The sequence below is a fragment of the Oceanobacillus caeni genome (genome assembly GCF_019037185.1).
Lineage (GTDB): Bacteria > Bacillota > Bacilli > Bacillales > Amphibacillaceae > Oceanobacillus > Oceanobacillus caeni.
Genome location: NZ_JAHHXM010000035.1, coordinates 1 through 17,024 on the forward strand (window position 1 = coordinate 1; position 17,024 = coordinate 17,024).

General features: G+C 35.5%; 10 protein-coding genes, 1 pseudogene and 1 riboswitch. Of the genes and pseudogenes, 9 read left to right on the forward strand and 2 right to left on the reverse strand.

Annotated elements, in window-relative coordinates; translation table 11 throughout:
• The first annotated feature begins 172 nt into the window (after positions 1-172).
• Both KM885_RS14700 and KM885_RS14705 read left to right on the forward strand, forming a co-directional pair.
• Positions 173-3,808: a dynamin family protein gene (locus KM885_RS14700; protein ID WP_216884187.1), complete on the forward strand. Its 3,636-nt coding sequence runs from the start codon at positions 173-175 to the stop codon at positions 3,806-3,808.
• Complete coding sequence (locus KM885_RS14705) at positions 3,809-4,687, forward strand: 5'-3' exonuclease (RefSeq protein ID WP_047186524.1); 879 nt, start codon at positions 3,809-3,811, stop codon at positions 4,685-4,687.
• Here the strand turns inward: KM885_RS14705 and KM885_RS14710 are convergent.
• Positions 4,677-5,810, reverse strand: a complete 1,134-nt coding sequence (locus KM885_RS14710; RefSeq protein ID WP_216884188.1) for a zinc-dependent alcohol dehydrogenase — start codon at positions 5,808-5,810, stop codon at positions 4,677-4,679. The genes KM885_RS14705 and KM885_RS14710 overlap by 11 nt on opposite strands.
• Positions 5,811-6,212: 402 nt before the next feature.
• Here KM885_RS14710 and KM885_RS14715 point away from each other — a divergent pair, with 402 nt between their 5' ends.
• From KM885_RS14715 to KM885_RS14725, 3 genes are all read left to right on the forward strand, one after another.
• Positions 6,213-7,403, forward strand: coding sequence for a DUF4317 domain-containing protein (locus tag KM885_RS14715; protein WP_216884189.1), 1,191 nt, complete (start codon positions 6,213-6,215; stop codon positions 7,401-7,403).
• 324 nt (positions 7,404-7,727) lie between these two features.
• Entirely contained in the window at positions 7,728-8,270 is a 543-nt protein-coding gene (locus KM885_RS14720) for a sigma-70 family RNA polymerase sigma factor (RefSeq protein ID WP_047186521.1), read from the forward strand.
• Positions 8,254-9,327, forward strand: coding sequence for a DUF4179 domain-containing protein (locus KM885_RS14725; protein WP_060669167.1), 1,074 nt, complete (start codon positions 8,254-8,256; stop codon positions 9,325-9,327). The genes KM885_RS14720 and KM885_RS14725 overlap by 17 nt, the downstream gene beginning before the upstream one ends.
• A 76-nt stretch (positions 9,328-9,403) precedes the next feature.
• Here the strand turns inward: KM885_RS14725 and KM885_RS14730 are convergent.
• Positions 9,404-10,827: pseudogene (locus KM885_RS14730) on the reverse strand (MDR family MFS transporter).
• A gap of 421 nt (positions 10,828-11,248) precedes the next feature.
• Here KM885_RS14730 and KM885_RS14735 point away from each other — a divergent pair.
• The 4 genes from KM885_RS14735 (at position 11,249) to KM885_RS14750 (ending at position 17,020) form a co-directional block, all read left to right on the forward strand.
• Complete coding sequence (locus KM885_RS14735) at positions 11,249-12,850, forward strand: ribonuclease J (protein ID WP_244987041.1); 1,602 nt, start codon at positions 11,249-11,251, stop codon at positions 12,848-12,850.
• Positions 12,851-13,141: 291 nt separating this feature from the next.
• Complete coding sequence (gene glcT / locus KM885_RS14740; RefSeq protein WP_047186518.1) at positions 13,142-13,987, forward strand: glucose PTS transporter transcription antiterminator GlcT; 846 nt, start codon at positions 13,142-13,144, stop codon at positions 13,985-13,987.
• 177 nt (positions 13,988-14,164) lie between these two features.
• A complete protein-coding gene (gene ptsG / locus KM885_RS14745; RefSeq protein ID WP_204798534.1) occupies positions 14,165-16,222 on the forward strand; it encodes a glucose-specific PTS transporter subunit IIBC in 2,058 nt (685 codons plus the stop codon).
• Between the two features lie 200 nt (positions 16,223-16,422).
• Positions 16,423-16,526: riboswitch (SAM riboswitch) on the forward strand.
• 347 nt (positions 16,527-16,873) lie between these two features.
• Complete coding sequence (locus KM885_RS14750) at positions 16,874-17,020, forward strand: YezD family protein (protein WP_083452611.1); 147 nt, start codon at positions 16,874-16,876, stop codon at positions 17,018-17,020.
• The last annotated feature ends 4 nt before the right edge of the window (positions 17,021-17,024 follow it).

A 17,024-nucleotide genomic window follows, 5' to 3' on the forward strand; every position in this document is an offset into this window, starting at 1 on the left:
ATTCGTCAGCTACCAAAAGTGGCGATTACCCAAGAAGCCCCCACTTCAAGCAACCCGTAAGAGTGGTAAGTGGGGGTGGTTCACTTTAAGTTAGAATAACAATTCTGACTAGTATTCACCAATTATCTTCCGTATAATAGTTGGTAAGTTAAGATTAAGGGAGAAGGCATTCATGAATAGTTTGAAAGTGAGAGATAAATCGATAGAAATTAAGTTGGAACATCTTACAGCATTGTATCAATTGTTTCATGACAATGGTGATTTTGCAAACGCGGAAAAAGTATTAGATTTATATAAGAAACTAATAGCTAACGAACTAGTTGTCAGTTTCGCGGGGCATTTTTCTGCTGGGAAGTCCTCGATGATTAATGCTTTGATGGGGGAAGATATTTTACCAAAAAGCCCAATACCTACAAGTGCTAACGTAGTCAAAATTAACTCTGGTGGTGGGTATGCACGAGTACATTTACACAATGGCGATATTTTAGAATTCGAGGAACCTTATGATATGGATATGATCAAGGATTACTCGAAGGATAAAGACACGATTAAAAAAATAGAGATAAGCACGAAAAAAAGCATTTTACCAGAACATTTCTCTGTGATGGATACACCAGGAATTGATGCGGCTGATGATGCGGATAGAATTATGACAGAGTCTTCCTTACATTTGGTAGACGTTATGTTTTACGTGATGGATTATAACCATGTTCAATCTGAAGTGAATTTACAATTTCTACAATCAATCCAGAAAAAACAAATTCCATTTTATGTCATTATTAATCAAATTGACAAACATGATGAAACTGAATTATCTTTTCAACAATTTAAACAAAGTATTGAGCTAACTTTCCAACAATGGAATGTGCTACCTGAAAACATCTTTTACACATCTTTAATAGATAAAGATGTCAAACATAATCAATTTAAAGAAGTTCAGGAAACTATTTCAAATATAATGAATCAAAAAACGCGAACGATTCAACATTCTGTACATCAAGTACTTGAAAATCATCGAAAATATTTAAACCATACATATGAAAGCAAATTAGATGGAAAGGTTAATGAAATTGATTTGAACGATGGTTTAGAGGAAATGTATGAGCTAAATTTAAAGTTGAATCATCTTCAAAATGAAGTTCCAGAATTCGAGAGTAAGTATAATCAGGAATTAAAAAGTACATTAAATAACGCTTATATCATGCCGGCAGTATTACGAGATAAAGCACATGACTTCCTAGAGTCACAGCAGAGTAATTTTAAAATTGGTTTATTTGGTTCAAAGAAAAAGACTTCGTTTGAGAAAGAAAAGCGTTTAGCAGAATTCTTACATCCTTTACAAGAAAATATAGAAGCTTCTATACAGTGGAAACTAAGGGAAAAATTTGCTGGGCTTATCAAGGAATATGAAATTACAGAGGAATCTATTAAACAACATATCCAATCACTGAAACTAGATTATGGAGAAAAAGATTTAATCCAGTTAATAAACACGGGTGCAAAAGTGAATGGAGATTATGTTCTTAATTACACAAAAGAAGTTGCAAATGACATAAAAACAAAATATAGGAAAAAAGCAAGCCAGTTATTAACTGAAATAAAACAATCTATAGAAAAGAGAAATAGTGAAAAAGAAAGCAAACTAAAAGAACGACTGTCGAAGCTTGAATATATTCGAGATTACAAAGAACATAAAGATCACACAGAGAATAAATTAAAAGAAAATTTACGTAGATTGGAAGAAATACTCGAAAATCCTGCACCAAGTCAATCAGCTTGGGGTCATGTAGAAGATGCATTGAATCAACGGACAGAAAAAATGAAGAAGGTTGAAGTTCCAAAAACACTATCTATTGAAAAAACTAAAATCAAAAAAGCTGAATTACCAAAGGGAGATAAAGGTAATAAGAAACAATTAGCTACAGATGAAGTTGTAATTAGTATTGAAAACGTGATTCAAACGATTTCTAATCTTCCGGGATTTGATACCTTGCAGGAGGATTTATACGAGAAAAAAAGACGATTATCTAACCGTTCGTATACGATTGCATTATTTGGAGCGTTTAGTGCAGGGAAATCGTCCTTTGCTAATGCTCTGATTGGCGAAAATGCGCTACCGGTTTCACCGAATCCAACTACAGCTGCAGTCAATCGAATATGTCCGGTAACTGATGATTACCAACATGGAACAGTTGTTGTCAGGTTGAAAGATAAAGACACATTAATGAATGATTTATTAAAGATAACGAAGAAATTTAGTCCAAAAGAAACTGATTTACTGTCTTTTATACAATGGGTTAAAGACGAAAAGGTTTATCAGAGTCCTAAATTAAATAAAATGTATCAATCTTATCTTTTAGCTTTGGTGAATGGCTATCCATATATAAAAGAATATATTGGAAAAAGACAAACGATTACATTAGAAGAATTCGGTTCTTATGTTACCGATGAAACAAAAGCTTGTTATATCGAGTCGATTAATCTCTATTATGATTGTGCTTTAACTAGGCAAGGAATCACACTTGTTGATACACCCGGAGCAGATTCCGTAAATGCAAGACATACGAATGTTGCTTTTGAATATATTAAACATGCTGATGCGATTCTTTATGTAACCTACTATAATCATGCGTTATCCCGTGCGGATCGAGATTTTCTCATGCAGTTAGGTAGGGTAAAAGAGGCATTTCAGTTAGACAAGATGTTCTTTATTGTTAATGCGGCTGACTTGGCACGTGACGAGAAGGAGCTTTCTTTAGTTGTTCAATATGTGGGCCAGCAACTACTAGAACTTGGAGTAAGACTACCAAGATTGTATCCTGTTTCTAGTAAACAATCACTGAAAGAAAAACAAAACAACGATCAACTAAACGAACAAATGGCTACTTTTGAGGACTCCTTTTATCGATTCATTCACTACGACTTAACGGCGCTGACAGTAGATTCAGCACTTTGGGATATGCAAAGAACCTATCATAAGTTAGCTGACTATATTGATTCGATGAATTTAGATGAAGAATCCAAACGGAAAAGGAAAGAAGAACTTCATTCGAAGAAACAAATACTGAAGGAACGATTGGTAAATATTGAAACAACTACCCTAAGTGATCAGATTCGTGATAAAATGGATAAGCAACTTTATTATGTGTTAGAAAGATTACAGATCCGCTTCCATGATATGTTTAAGGAACATTTCAACCCGACTACTGTAACCGAATCTGGTCGAAAAGCAGTCGGACAGTTAAGGAATAATCTTGAAAATTTAATAGAATATGTTGGATTCGAATTATTCCAAGAGCTCCAAGCAGTCTCATTGAGAATGGAAGCTTATATACTTAAGCAGGGTAATGATTTTTATCAGTCGATTAAGAAACAATGTATCGATATGGATCATTTATTTGAATTACCGAATTGGCAAGATGACGAATTAAAAACGCCCGATTATAAAGGAGCGTTTACCGATATCGATTTGGGCTTGTTTAATAAGGCGATCTCTTCGTTTAAGGGAACGAAAGCTTTCTTTGAAAAAAATGAAAAAGAACAGATGAAAGAAGCGATTTTCGACCAACTGTCACCATTAGCAAAAAATTACATCGAAGAAAATAAACAAGTAATGTTTGCTGGTTTTATGCCACAATGGGAAGAACTAGTTGAAAAAATGAAGCAACAAGCAATTTCAACAAATGATCTTCAGGTGAAAAACTATGAAGATATGATGAGTACAGAAGTAAATATTTCTGAGCTTAAAGAAAAACAAAAAATCATGGAAACGGAATTAAGTAAACATGGTACAGAGGAAGTGTCCTAATTGAAAAAAAATCAGGTTTTATTAGTAGATGGAATGGCTTTACTATTTCGTGGCTTTTTCGCTACTTCATTTAGAGGGAATTTTATGTTAACTAGTAAAGGTGTTCCTACTAATGGAATCTATCAGTTTTTACGCTATTTACTTGATGCGGTCGATAAATTTGAACCAACACATGTTGTATGTTGTTGGGATATGGGAAGTAAAACCTTTCGTACGGAAATGTACGCTGGATATAAAGCAAATCGTGATGAACCGCCTGTAGAATTAGTTCCACAATTTGATTTAGTTAAAGAAGTGGTAGCAGCATTTGATATACCAAATATCGGTTTAGAAAGTTTTGAAGCGGATGATTGTATTGGAACATTGGCACGTAGCTATGCAAACGAAGAAAATGATGTCCTCATCTTAACAGGGGATCAAGATATTTTACAGCTTGTTGATGACGGAATTCATGTTGCTATTATGAGAAAAGGGCAAGGGAATTATGAAGTATTTACAATGGATAATTTCTACGATAAAAAAGGGATTCATCCTAAACAAATTATCGATTTGAAAGGTTTAATGGGCGATACTTCAGATAATTATCCTGGAGTAAAAGGTATTGGGGAAAAGACTGCACTAAAATTACTCCAGGAATATGAAACCATCGATCAATTATTAGCAAATATGGATCAATTGTCTAAAGGAATTCAAACAAAAATTAACAACGACTTAGAAATGCTTCATTTATCACGGGAACTTGCCGGAATTAAATGCGATGTCCCTATCCAATGTTCACTTGATGAAGCAATCTGGAATATGAATGAAACAAAGGTCCAGGAAAAATTTGCCGAATTAGATTTTGGTCATATGAATAAATTGTTAAAAGTTATGGCTTAAGTATGACTTTAATACAATGATCTTTTTTATTATTAAAGATATCGTACGCTTTTTCTGCTTGATCAAGTGGAAGCTTATGCGTAATAATATCTGTCGGATCAACTTCTTCAGCGACTATCTGGTGATAAAGCTCTTGCATGTAACTACGTGCAGGGGCTTGTCCCATTTTTAAGGTGATATTTCTTGTAAAAAATGGACCGAGTGGAAACATATTATATAATCCACCATAAACTCCTGTAATTTGTAGCGTGCCAGCTTTTTTAACAGCTTTCGTGGCAATTTGAAGTGGGCCAATGGTTCCGCCTTGAAGCTTCAATTTCTGACCGACAAACTCTAATGGTGACTTTTTACCATCCATTCCAACACAGTCAATGACAACATCTGCTCCGCCTTTTGTTAATTCTTTCAATGTTTCACCCATATCCTCATCTTTTGTGAAATCAAATACTTCCGTTTTATTTACCTTTTTCGCATGGTTGATACGGTAGTCGATATAATCGATGGCAATGACTCTTTCGGCACCTTTTTGCCAGGCGAATTTTTGTGCCATTAATCCGATTGGTCCACAGCCTAAAACAATAACCGTGTCACCTTTCTTTACCCCTGCATGTTCAACACTCCAGTAAGCCGTTGGCAATACATCTGATAGAAATAGCAGGGATTCATCCTCTAATTCACAATCCTCGGGAATGACAAACGGGGTATAGTTAGCGAAAGGAACTCGAAGATATTCTGCTTGTCCTCCAGGATAGTTTCCGAATTTCTCTGAATAGCCAAAATAACCGCCAGAATCATAGTGCGGATTGGAGTGATCGCATTGACTTTCTAGATGGTTATGACAATAAGGACACTCACCACATGCTACGGTGAAGGGAATAACGACACGGTCACCTTTCTTCACTCTAGTAACTTCTGGACCTACTTCTTCTACAATCCCCATTGGTTCATGACCAATCATATAGTCTATTGGAAGAGGAAAGTTTCCTTGATATAGATGTAAATCAGAACCACAAATAGCGGTGGAAGTAATTTTTACAATAATATCTTGAGGATCCTTTATAATAGGATCAGCCACTTTTTTAACCTCTACTTTATACTTTCCTTGATACGTAACAGCTTTCAATGTTGTACCTCCTATTTTCTTATTAGAGTTTGTTTAAAAGGAAAAAATATACTTTTTGGAAGGACTGCAAATTCCAAGTGGTAATATGATTAATAAATGTACAAAAACATAACAAAAAATCATGGAAAAAGGTGCATGTCTCATTCATCGGTGCATATAATGTAGTAAAATAATCCCAAACGCTTGCAGACGTCAAAATGGTGACGGTTGCAGGCGTTTTACTTTTTCAGCGATATAATTAATGATGAAAAATTCTACGTAGATGTTATACTAGAATAGTCAATTTAATAGTAAATAGAAGGGAACATCTACAATAGCACCATTGTGGGTGTTTTTCGTTACATACCAAAGTGGGACTGCGAACTGTCGCTTTGATTCGGGCAAATAAGGAGTGGAACGAGATTGAATAAGAAGGATATCGCAAATATTCGTAAACAATTCAAAATAAATAATGATCTATTAAAAATTCATGAGATCTTTAATGTGTACATTATGAAGGAATCAAGTGAAATCTATCATTATCAAAGTATGCCTTTTGAAATGCTAGAAGAGGAACAAAAAGAATTATTCATGGGTAACTTTAAAAAAATATTGTCAGGCCAATTGGATGAAAAATTATTTGAGTTAAAGTTCCAACGTGATGTTGAAGATAATAGTCAATTGATTCTACACCAAGGTTTAATAAGTAGTGAAACGGAAGATTGGATTGCACAAATGCTTCTACTTGTAGAAAAAATGTTAAAAGATAAACAATATGAAATGGATATTGTTGTTACTTTCATTCGCGGGGAATATATGAAACCGATGAAGCGTCGTAGTGAAGAATCGGAAGAAAGTGAAAGAGATACGGTTTATTCCCATCCCTTTATTTTATGCAGCATGAATAAAACACAGGATCCGAAAAAAGAATTACTTTTCGACTACGTTGAAAAGGAGTTTAAATATAATTTTGTCGTGGATCCAATTATCAATCTGAAACAACCAGTATCGGGATTTCTATTCCCATGCTTTACAGATAATGCAGCGGATGTAAATCATGTCCTTTATTCTGCTGGAAAAGCATATGAATTGAATTATCATTTCATAGAAGAGGTATTAAATGCCGAGGAAACAATGACAGCAGAAGATGATAAAATAGTTTTTGAAGAAATTGTGAAAAAAGTTGCTGGTCCCCAAATCGATACAACCACATTATCAAATATGTACGACGAAATTAATCGTGTTATAGAAGAAAATGAAGAGGAAGAAGAACCTAAATTAGATTACAAAGATGTTGAAAAAGTCCTAAAAAGTAGTGGAATAGAAAATATTGATACAGAAAAGGTAGAAACTGCATTTAAGACGGTGATTGATGATAATAGCTACGAAATAAAAGCAAGTAATGTGGTACCAAAATATACTTCAAAATCAATCAAAGTAAAAACAAAAGTAGCGGATCTTTCTATCAGTCCACAAGAATTAAGACATGTACGCCAAGTCCACTTAAACGGAAAGCTATACCTTATGATTGAACTAGAAGAAAATACAATGATTGAAGGATTTGAAATGATTCCAGAGGCGTTGTTTCATAAAGTAGAAGAGGATGGGAATTAATTCATAATTAGTTAATAAAAAGCGCGTCCCTTTAAGTATCAAAAAAGTTACTTAGAGGGATATTTTTATATTTGAGCTATTATTGTAGTCTATTATTATGATTGTTAAAAATCGTTACCGGTTTCAACTCCAGCCGGCTAACATTCTTAGCTCCTGACCGCTTGCAATCTATTTATCCGCAACGTCTTCACAATCCCTATAATTAGCTTATCATGACACGAAGAATAAATAATAGATTTAAAACTTATTTAGGAAAAAGGAAAAGTTGAAACTTTTTGTATGTCCAAATCACTCTAATAAGTGAGAGGAGGGGGTGATGACAATATGAAACACGATCTACATACTGTGAAAAGGGCGATTAATGGCGACGTTGAAGCTTTTGAAGAATTGCTCTTTAAAGAAGAAAAAATGCTATATTACAAGGCGCTTTCTTACGTTGGTAATAAAGAAGATGCTTTGGACGCTATTCAGGAAACATCGTACAACGCATTCCTTGCGATAAGGAAATTGCGAAATCCGGAGTATTTTTCAACTTGGCTTTTTAGAATTTTAATACGTGAATGTTATAAGCTATTAAAACAACGTGACCAAATGATTCCTTATGAGGAAAGCGAATTATTGAAAAGATTAGATAGCAAGCAAGAGGAAGAAATAGATTCTTTTCATTTAAGTGAGGCATTATCGAGGCTAAAATCATCCTATCAAACGTCTATCATTTTATTTTACTATCATGATTTGTCGATTAAGGATATTTCCGAAGTGATGGAAAAGCCGGTTAGTACAGTAAAAACGTACTTACGTAGAGCAAGGAAAAAATTAAAAAGTGAGTTAGAAAGGAGTTATCCATTAAATGAAAAAGTCACATGAGCCGTTCGACGATTTTCCGAAAGAACAGGTACGTTCCGCGATTCGTTCAGGAATTATTCGAGCAGAAGAACAAATAACTACGCCTCATATTAAAAAGAACAATGCAAAAAGAAAACTAGTTTATGCTTTCTGTAGTGTGGCAGCTGTCATTGCGATATTGGTTGGCTCCTCTTACTTTTCGCCTGCTTTAGCAAGTAGTTTGTCGCAAATTCCGATTATCGGTTCTATTTTCGCAAATTCCGATTTAATCGGTTTACAACAAGCGCAAAAAAAAGGGTTAACGAATGAAATTGGGGAGACACAGACAGTAAATGGAATAGCCGTTACGCTTGATGAAATTCTATATGATCAGAATAATATTACTGTTGGTCTTTACATTGAATCTGAAAAAGAACTTGATGAATTATATTTTGGAGCTGGGATGGACTTTACGATCGACGGTAATTTTCCTAGTGGATCCACTGGTAGTTACGGCGAAAATATTCTTTCACCAACTACTCGAACTGCCATTCAAGAAATAAATGTGACTGAAGAAATGCCGGAAAACTTCGAACTTGGATTAATATTACATGGAGAAAATGGAGAGAAGTGGTATTTTTCCACTCCTGTTCAAAAAATAACCGACATTAATAAAATAGCTGTTAATCATTCACAATCTGTTGATGGGGTAGATCTTAAAGTATCGGAATTATCTATAAGTCCAACCGGATTAAGTCTATCTTATGAAAGTTCCGAAGACGAAACAGATTTTGAATTAAGCCGCGGGGGAAATATAGAATTTAAAGTAGTGGATCAGGATGGAAATGAAATTACAGGTCATTCTGGTGGGGCGTCAGGTGAATTGGTTAAGAATAAAATAGTGTTTAAGAGTAATAAGCATTTTGATCCCATTGATTCTAATGTTTCTGAATTGACAATCACTCCCTATGTAGTTATTCCGTCAGGCGGGGGAGGAGTAGAAGTCGATGAAAATGGCAACGAAAAAGAGTTAGAATATAAAGGAGATATGATACAGCCGGTTGAGTTTGAATCTTTTAAAGTGAGAATTCCACAGTAAATGTATTGATTAAAGAGATTGCAAAGCCCTATGTATTTGGAAATCCCAAATACATAGGGCTTTTTTTACCAAAACTCTATCCTTCATTTTGCTGTAGTTCTTCCATCTCTTTCGGTTCGGCACGGTAAACGACAAACGCTAGAATAATAGCCAAGATGGACATAACAAATGCAATTAAATAGACAAGTTCAACACCGACTACCATCGCTTGGTTTATAACGGCAGAGTCTTGTGGATTACTCGCCGTTTGTAAATAATGAAGCTGTCTTGCGTTCATAATACTGATAAAAACAGAAACCCCAATCGCGCCAGCAACGGGCTGTAATGTAGTCATGATAGCAGTACCATGTGGATACAAATGTTTTGGTAGTTGATTTAACCCATTCGTCTCAGCGGGCATCATAATTGCCGAAACAGATAACATAATAAGGATATATCCAACGATTACTACCCACAATGAAGTATGAATCGTTAATCTGCTCATCATAAACATCGTCCCGCATAAAACAAATGTAGCAGGAATCATTAAAACACGAGGTCCAAATTTATCGAAGAGGTGCCCCATAAATGGTGACATGAGTCCATTTAAAATACTGCCAGGCAATAAAACCAAACCAGCTGTTGCTGCAGTTAAGGCTAACGGTCCCTGCATATAGATTGGTAAAATGATCTCAGAAGCAAACATCGCCATGATAATGATGAAAAACATCAAAACCGCGTGTGTATACATCGGATATTTAAAAACTCTTAAATCCATGACAGGCTCTTTCAATTTTAACTGCCTAAATGAGAATAAAACTATTCCAATAAATCCAAAAAGATGATTGCGATATAAACATTTGGACTAAGGAAACCAGTTTCACTTTCTCCAACCGCACTGAATCCGTATACGATTGATCCAAACCCGATGGTCGAGAATACGAGTGATAGTATATCAATCTTTGGTTTCGTAACCTCCGATACATTGATTAAATATTTATATGCAAAGGCAATGGAGAATAGGGCGAATGGGATAACTGTAATAAATAAGTAACGCCATCCTAAATATTCAACAATGATGCCTGAAAGTGTAGGACCGATAGCAGGAGCAAACATAATGACCAGACCTATTAACCCCATAATTTTCCCACGTTTATGTGGTGGATAAATTAGTAAAAACACATTGAAAATGATCGGCATTAGTAATCCGGTTCCAACTGCCTGGATTAACCGACCAACTAATAAAATCGGAAAAGTAGGTGCTATTGCGCTTATTGTCGTCCCAATCGTAAAGACAGTCATCGTTCCTAAAAATAATTGTCTTGTCGTGAACCATTGTAGTAATAAGGCAGATACTGGGATAACAACGCCCATTACTAGCATAAATCCTGTTGCCATCCATTGTACAGTAGGCAAGGAAATATGAAATTCCTCCATCAAGGTTGTAAGTGCAATATTTAATAACGTTTCGTTTAATATTGCAAAAAAAGCGCCAATAATTAAGGAAAGCATAATTGGCATCACTTTAACATCTGGATTATCCGCCAGATATTCATATTTCTTTGTCCCGTTATTTTCTTTCAAATAGAAAAACCTCCATCTATCTTTTTATTATTCATTAGAAATGAAACTACATCTATTGTGATATCTAGAAAAATTAGCGGTCTCAACGGTTTAAATCTTTTTATTCCTAATATAACTTAACATGAAATGAATTTAGATTGATAGGGATTTGTGAAAATATAAGGAAAAGGTTTTCAGGTTGTTTTTTAATCGTTAAAGAATCTTTAAATTTATCAACTGCATTTAATAAGATGATTTAATAATAAATCAACAGGGTATACTATATTATTATATAAAGCAGGAGGGTATTCAATTGAGAACAGACGAAAAAAACATATCAGTCTTTGCCCTTGGCGGCTTAAATGAAATTGGGAAAAATATGTACGCTATTGAATATGGAAATGATATCGTAGTCATCGATTGCGGAAATAAATTCCCAGATGAAAGTTTATTAGGAATTGATCTCATTATCCCTGATATGTCTTATCTTATAGAGAACCAAGAAAAGGTAAGAGCTTTGATTGTCACACATGGACATGAAGATCATATTGGCGGCATCCCTTTCTTCTTGAAAAAAATGAATGTACCTGTTTATGCCACAAGATTCACACTTGGAATCATCGAACTTAAATTAAAAGAACATAGAATTTTAAGAGAAAGCAAACTTTATGAAATTAACTCAGATTCAAAGGTCGAAATTGGTGAGATGACTATCAACTTTTTTAAAGTAAATCACAGTATCCCGGATTGTTTAGGAATTGTGTTTGATACGCCTGAAGGTAGAATCGTACATACGGGAGACTTTAAGTTTGATTTGACCCCTGCTAATCGGGAACGTCCGGAGATTCACAAAATGGCGGAGATTGGGAGCAAAGGAGTTCTGCTACTTCTATCCGAAAGTACGAACGCGGAGCGCGGCGGATATACTCCATCAGAGCAAATGGTCGGTGAAAATTTGGAAAGTATGTTTATGAAAGCTAAAAGAAAAGTGATTGTTTCTACTTTTGCTTCCAATGTCAGTCGTATTCAGCAGGTTGTCCATGCCTCGCAAAAAACGAATCGAAAAATTGCCTTGCTTGGTCGTTCCATGGTAAATGTCGTAAGGGTTGCAAGGGAAAGAGGTTATGTAAATATTCCCAAAGGTATGTTAATTGAAGCGGATGAAATCAATGAATTCGCCCCGGAAATGGTGACGATTCTTTGTACAGGTAGTCAGGGAGAACCAATGGCTGCACTTAGTCGCCTTTCAACAGGTAATTTTCGCGGTGTAGAAATTCTTGCGGAAGATACCGTCATCTTTGCCGCAGGCCCAATTCCCGGAAATGAAAAGAATGTCACCAGCATTGTAGATAACTTATATCAACTAGGAGCTAATGTCATTTATGGATCTGGAAGTAGTTCAGGAGTGCATGTTTCTGGACATGGCTATCAAGAAGACTTAAAGCTTATGTTGACACTTATGAAACCAACGTATTTTATTCCAATCCATGGGGAATATCGTATGCTACACCATCATCAAATGCTCGCTGAATCTGTTGGTGTTGATGCAGAAAATATATTTATTTTAAAAAATGGCGATGTTGTAGATATGGAAAACTCCATTGCTCGTAGTTCAAGATCTATACCAGTGGGCAGTACATATGTCGATGGGATAGATGAAGGAATGATGAAATTTGTATTACAGGATCGTAAGCGAATTTCAGAAGATGGAATGCTCATGATCATTCTTCCGATGAGTAAAGCAGAAGGGGAAATGCTTGCAGAACCTGAAATAGTTTCTCGAGGATTCCTAGATGATCATTTCTCAGAAATAAGAAAAGGAATCAACCAGATTATTAGAGATACTATTGAAGAGCTTCATGAGGCCAATCGATATTCATGGAATGCGAAAAAGAAACAGATTAAGAAATTAGTTTGGAAGTATGTAAAAGAGAAAACGAAAAAAGAACCAATGATTATTCCTATTTTGATTGAAATTTAATAAAATGTATGATGTCTTTTCTATATGTCAATCAGTTAAGGGACCATCTTTCTAATCAATGCTTCGGGTAACACCGAAGTATTGATTTATTTTTTATCCCTCCTAAATAGGCAGTAAGACCCCCACTGATGGAAGTCTCCTTTATGTAAGCAAATCATTTTGTGATTAATCAGCAAACAGTGTTGAGCGCTTTCACTTTAGTTCTTAACATGCACAATGGTATAATGTTGTTGTGATATTGACGTAAGTTTAATTATCATCAAGAGCATTGGCTAATAAAGGGAGAAGACAATTTTGAGATACATAGTTTCTAAGGCTTTGAATAATAATGTCATTATTGCTTTAAATGAAAATAAAGAAGAAGTCGTTTTAATTGGAAAAGGTATTGGATTTAATAAAAAGAAAGAGGATGTCATAAAAGAAGAAACGGTAGAAAAACTATTTGTGTTACGAAATAAAGTAGAGCAGGAGAACTATTTAAAGTTACTTCCTAATATGGATGAATCCATTCTTGAGGCTATTATCACTGCAACAGAAATGATTAAACGTAAATCTAACGTACTACTAAAAGAAAAGGTGCATGTTGCTTTGACCGATCATATTCTGTTTGCGCTTACCCGTCTTCATCGAGGAATGGAAATAAAAAATCCATTTCTAGCAGAAACGAAAGCCTTGTATCCTTTTGAATATGAAATAGCTGCAGAGGTGGTCGATTATATGAACCATACACTCGACATTCATCTGCCTGAGGGAGAAATCGGATTTATTGCTTTACATGTCCATAGTGCAATAACCGATAAATCATTATCAGAGCTTAGTACGTATTCTAATTTAATTTCGCAAATAGTGGAAACCATTGAGGAACAACTGGATATTAATATAGACCGCGAAAGTATTGATTTTTTCCGTCTAATTAGACATGTTCGCTATACGATTGAACGTGTGTTAAAAGGAGAAAAAATGGAAGAACCAACAAAATTAGCTAACCTATTGAAAAGCGAATATCCAGTGTGCTATAATCTTGCATGGAAGCTTATTAAAATCATACAGCAAACCTTAAAAAAACCTGTTTATGATGCGGAAGCGGTTTATTTAACCATGCATCTGCAGCGTTTACTTGTAAAAAAGAATTCATAATTTCATTACGTGTAACTGATTCGATCAGGCATGAGTAGAGATTAATGAGGAAAGAGAGATTGGGTAAAACTAACCCTATCGCTTATTTTCCCATACTCTATTCATGCCTTTTTTATTTGCAAAATAGTTTGGGTTGCTGTAGAGAAATAAGTTCAAACAAAAAGAGGAGGGTGTTTTATGTTTAAACAAGCTTTTGGTGTTTTACAGAAGATTGGAAAAGCACTAATGCTTCCAGTTGCTTTACTTCCAGCTGCGGGACTATTACTTGGTTTTGGTAATGCGGCGCAACAGGAAACCATGCTTGAATACTTGCCATTCTTACATGCAGATTGGATTCAACTTGTTGCAACTGTGATGGAAGATGCAGGTAATATTATTTTTAGTAACTTAGCTTTAATTTTTGCTGTCGGAGTAGCGATCGGCCTTGCTAGTGATGGGGCTGCTGCTCTTGCTGCTTTGGTTGGTTACTTAGTACTAAACCAGGTGATGGGATCCTGGCTTGGTGTGACACCAGAGATGATTGATGCCGATCCCAGCTTTGCAAGTGTATTAGGAATCCCGACATTGCAAACGGGTGTATTTGGCGGTATTATCGTTGGTTTAATCGCAGCATTTTCTTATAATCGATACCATAATATTGAGATGCCATCTTTCTTAGGATTCTTTGCCGGAAAGCGATTTGTACCCATTGCAACGGCTGTCTTTTCATTTATTGCTGGTTTAATTCTATTATTCGTATGGCCACCTGTGCAAAATGCAATGAATAGCGCGTCCTATTGGTTAATCGAAGAAGGAACCTATTTAGGTGTATTTTTATTTGGTTTTATTAAACGACTACTAATTCCATTTGGTTTACACCATATTTTCCACGCGCCATTTTGGTATGAATTTGGTTCGTATGTAACTGCTGCAGGTGATACAGTTCGTGGAGATATGACGATATTTTTCGCGCAATTACGTGATAACGTTGACATCACAGCGGGTAATTTCATGGCTGGGGAATATCCCATTATGATGTTTGGTCTTCCTGCTGCCGCACTTGCGATGTACCATACGGCAAGACCTGAGCGGAAAAAGTTAGTTGCAGGATTACTTGCATCAGGAGCACTAACATCATTCCTAACTGGTATTACGGAACCACTTGAGTTTTCGTTTATGTTTGTATCACCATTATTATTCCTACTCCATGCTTTCTTAGATGGACTATCATTTATGATTATGACGTTCTTAAGCGTAAACATTGGATACACCTTCTCTGGTGGATTTATCGACTTTGCTTTATTCGGAATTTTACCAGGAAAAGAGCCTTGGTGGCTTGCCATTTTAGTAGGTATCGGATTCGCGGTCATTTATTACATCTTGTTTAGATTCTTTATTAAGAAATTTAATCTAATGACTCCTGGTCGTGAAGCAGTTGAAGATGAAAAAGCAGAATCAAAAGGTAATGCTGGAGACTTAGCTTTTGATGTTTTAGAGGCGATGGGTGGACAAGAAAATATTGCGCACTTGGATGCATGTATTACAAGACTCCGTGTTTCTGTCCATGATATTCAATCGGTTGATAAGGATGGATTAAAAGATTTAGGCGCTGCTGGTGTCCTTGAAGTTGGTAATAATATTCAGGCTATCTTTGGTCCGCGTTCTGAGATTATTAAAGGACAAATGCAAGATATTATGTCTGGGAAAAAACCTCGTCCAGCAAAAGAGGTAAATCAAGAGTCAGAAATAACACAACAAATCGAGGAAGTTAATCCGGAAGCCTTACAAAATGAAATAGTGGATGAAGCCTTTATTTCTCCAATTAAAGGGGAGATTGTTCCGATCACAGAGGTTCCAGACCAAGTATTTGCCGGAAAAATGATGGGTGATGGATTTGCAATTAAGCCAGAGGAAGGATTGATTGTATCACCTGTTAATGGAACCATTCTTAATGCATTCCCTACCAAACATGCACTTGGGATTAAATCCGAGGGTGGAAGAGAAATTCTCATTCATGTCGGGCTTGATACCGTGAATCTTCATGGGGAAGGCTTTGAAATGTTAATAAAAGAGGGAGATGTGGTAAAAACTGGACAACCTCTATTAAAAGCGGATCTACAATATATTGGTGATCATGCGAAATCAACGATTACACCAATTGTATTCACAAACCTTAAAGACGGTGAAAAGGTTATTATCGAGAAACAAGGAAATGTTGAACGAGAAGAAGAAAACATTATAAAAATTGAAGGATAAATTGGGATGAACAGGATCCCATTCCCATTAACAAAGACGGTTTCTATAGAGTGTATTCTGTAGAAACCGTCTTTTCTTATATTTGTTGCAGGCTCCAATTAACCTGAAGCCATAAAATAAAAAAATAGTTTAAAAAGGTGATTGACATTTCAAAAAATACTAGGTAAACTAATAAATACAATTAAACCACTAGGATTAGTAACTTATATAGAGAGGTGGAGGGACTGGCCCAACGAAGCCTCGGCAACAGACTTACAATAGTACTGTGCCAATTCCAGCAAGTATTTAACTTGATAGATAAGAAGAGCAAAGTGAACCTTGTTGTTTCACCCCTTTTCTTCTTCAGAATTGGGTTTTTTAATGCTGATTGGGCTACCAAAGGCATTCAATGTTTAAGCTCTTCATTTAGGAAATCATGTAATAGAAGAAAACAGAAGTTTAAAGAGTATGCCATTTATCCACCTAAACGAGCAGCAAGACACCCACCTTAAACTTCCAGGGAACAAAGAAGGTAGTTGGGAGATCATGCACGTAAAGGTCCGATAAGTGCAACTAACTATCAGTGGAGGATGAAGGAAAACCGCACTAATGGAAGTCTTTTTTATTTCTCATGACATTTCTTGAAAAAGGGGGAAAACTAGTTTGGATAAGATTGATGATGTACAACTCAATCATATTTTAACTGCATTAAAAGAATTAGAATATGGATCAGTAGTCATTACAGTCCATGATGGAAAGATTACACAAATAGACACAACCGAGAAAAAACGTTTTTCCTTAACGAAAAATCGTTCTTAAGGTA